Origin of the sequence: Pyxidicoccus sp. MSG2, from assembly GCF_026626705.1 — a bacterium.
Classification (GTDB): Bacteria; Myxococcota; Myxococcia; order Myxococcales; family Myxococcaceae; genus Myxococcus.
The window spans coordinates 11,762,766-11,764,530 of record NZ_JAPNKC010000001.1 but is presented as its reverse complement, the minus strand read 5'-3'; the positions used below and the strand labels follow the sequence as shown (position 1 = coordinate 11,764,530).

The following is a 1,765-nucleotide window of genomic DNA, read 5'->3' as shown; positions in this document are numbered from 1 at the left end:
GGTCGCCAGAGGGGGGGATGGCCTGGATATCTTCGCTGGTGAGCGGTGCGCAAGTTAGCTAAGAGCTCCTGAAATCCGGCTCTGGCTCTGGCGGAAGGAACGAACGGCGTGAACCTGCTCATCCTGCTCTTGCGCAGGTCACGCGGTGCCGTGGCACTGGCAGTGTGTTTCGGGCTCGTGACCGGCGCCTCGAGCGCGGGGCTCATCGCCCACATCAACTCCGTCCTGTCGAGCGGCGGAACCCTGGCGGACCGGGGCACGGTGCTCGGGTTCGCGGCACTGGGAGTCCTGATGCTGGGCGCGCGCATCGGCTCGCAGTTACTACTGACGCGGCTGCAGGCGGGCACCACCTTCTCGATGCGGGATCAGCTCAGCCAGCGCATCCTCGCGACACCGCTGCGCCAGCTGGAGGAGCTGGGCACACATCGACTGTTGGCCACACTGGTGGATGACGTCCAGGCCGTCGCCCAGGGGCTGTTGTGCCTCCCGCCGCTGCTCATCAACGGCGGCATCATCCTCGGCTGTCTCACGTACCTCGCGGTGATGTCGCGGGTGGTGTTCCTCGCACTGCTCGTCTTCGGGGTGCTGGGAGTCACCAGCTACCTGCTCCCCGCCCGGCACATCTTCGGGCTGCTCCGCGAGTCGAGGAAGACGCATGACCGTTTCTTCCGCGACCTGCGCTCGCTGACGAACGGGCTGAAGGAGCTGAAGCTCCACCGTGCACGCCGGGCGGCCTTCCTCACGCAGGAGCTGTTCCCCACGGCGGAGGAGCTGAAGCGGCGCCAGGTGAAGGCCTCCACCATCCACATCTTCACCACCAGCTGGGGCATGAGCCTGTTCTTCTTCTTCATCGGGCTGCTGCTCTTCGCGCTGCCGGGCCTGGCCCCGGTGTCCACCGCGACGCTGGTGGGCTACACGCTCGCCGTCCTCTACCTCCAGCAGCCGCTGGACTCGACGATGACGCTGCTGCCCACGCTGGGAGCGGGCGCCGTCGCGCTCCAGCACATCGACGCGCTGGCGCTGACCCCAACGTCCCAGGCAACCGAGCCGTTCGCCCCCGTCGCGCCCCCCGCATCCCCGTCCCGAATCGAGCTCGTCGGCGTCACGCACGCGTACCGGCGCGAGGGCGAGGACACGCCCTTCACGCTGGGCCCCATCGACCTGACGCTCCGGCCCGGTGAAATCGTCTTCATCGTGGGCGGCAACGGCAGCGGCAAGACGACGCTCGCCAAGATCATCACCGGCCTCTACGCGCCGGAGTCCGGGGAGCTGCGCGTCGACGGGCGCCCCGTGGGCGAGACGGACCGCGAGCACTACCGCCAGCTCTTCGCGACGGTGTTCTCCGACTTCCACCTCTTCGACACGCTGCTGGGCCTGGCGCCCGGCGAGGTGGCGGAGCGGGCGCGCGCGTACCTGCGGCGGCTCCAACTGGAGCACAAGGTCCGCATCGACGCGAGCGGCGCGCTCTCCACCACGGAGCTGTCCGCGGGCCAGCGCAAGCGGCTGGCGCTGCTGACGGCGTACCTGGAGGACCGCCCCGTGTACCTCTTCGACGAGTGGGCCGCGGACCAGGACCCCACGTTCAAGGAGGTCTTCTACCGGGAGCTGCTGCCGGACCTGAAGGCAGCCGGCAAGGCCGTGGTCGTCATCAGCCACGACAATCGGTACTTCGACGTGGCGGACCGGCTGGTGAAGCTGGAGTCCGGCGCCATCGTCGCCGAGGAGTCCGCGCCCGGTGCGAGACGCCTCACGGGCGCATGACGTA

The 1,765-nt window shown here is 68.9% G+C and carries 1 protein-coding gene; it reads left to right on the top strand.

The window, feature by feature from the left end; genetic code table 11:
- Positions 1 to 108 precede the first annotated feature (108 nt).
- Positions 109 to 1,761 (top strand): cyclic peptide export ABC transporter, encoded by a 1,653-nt coding sequence (locus OV427_RS45180; RefSeq protein WP_267862440.1) that lies wholly within the window; start codon positions 109 to 111, stop codon positions 1,759 to 1,761.
- Positions 1,762 to 1,765: the final 4 nt, after the last annotated feature.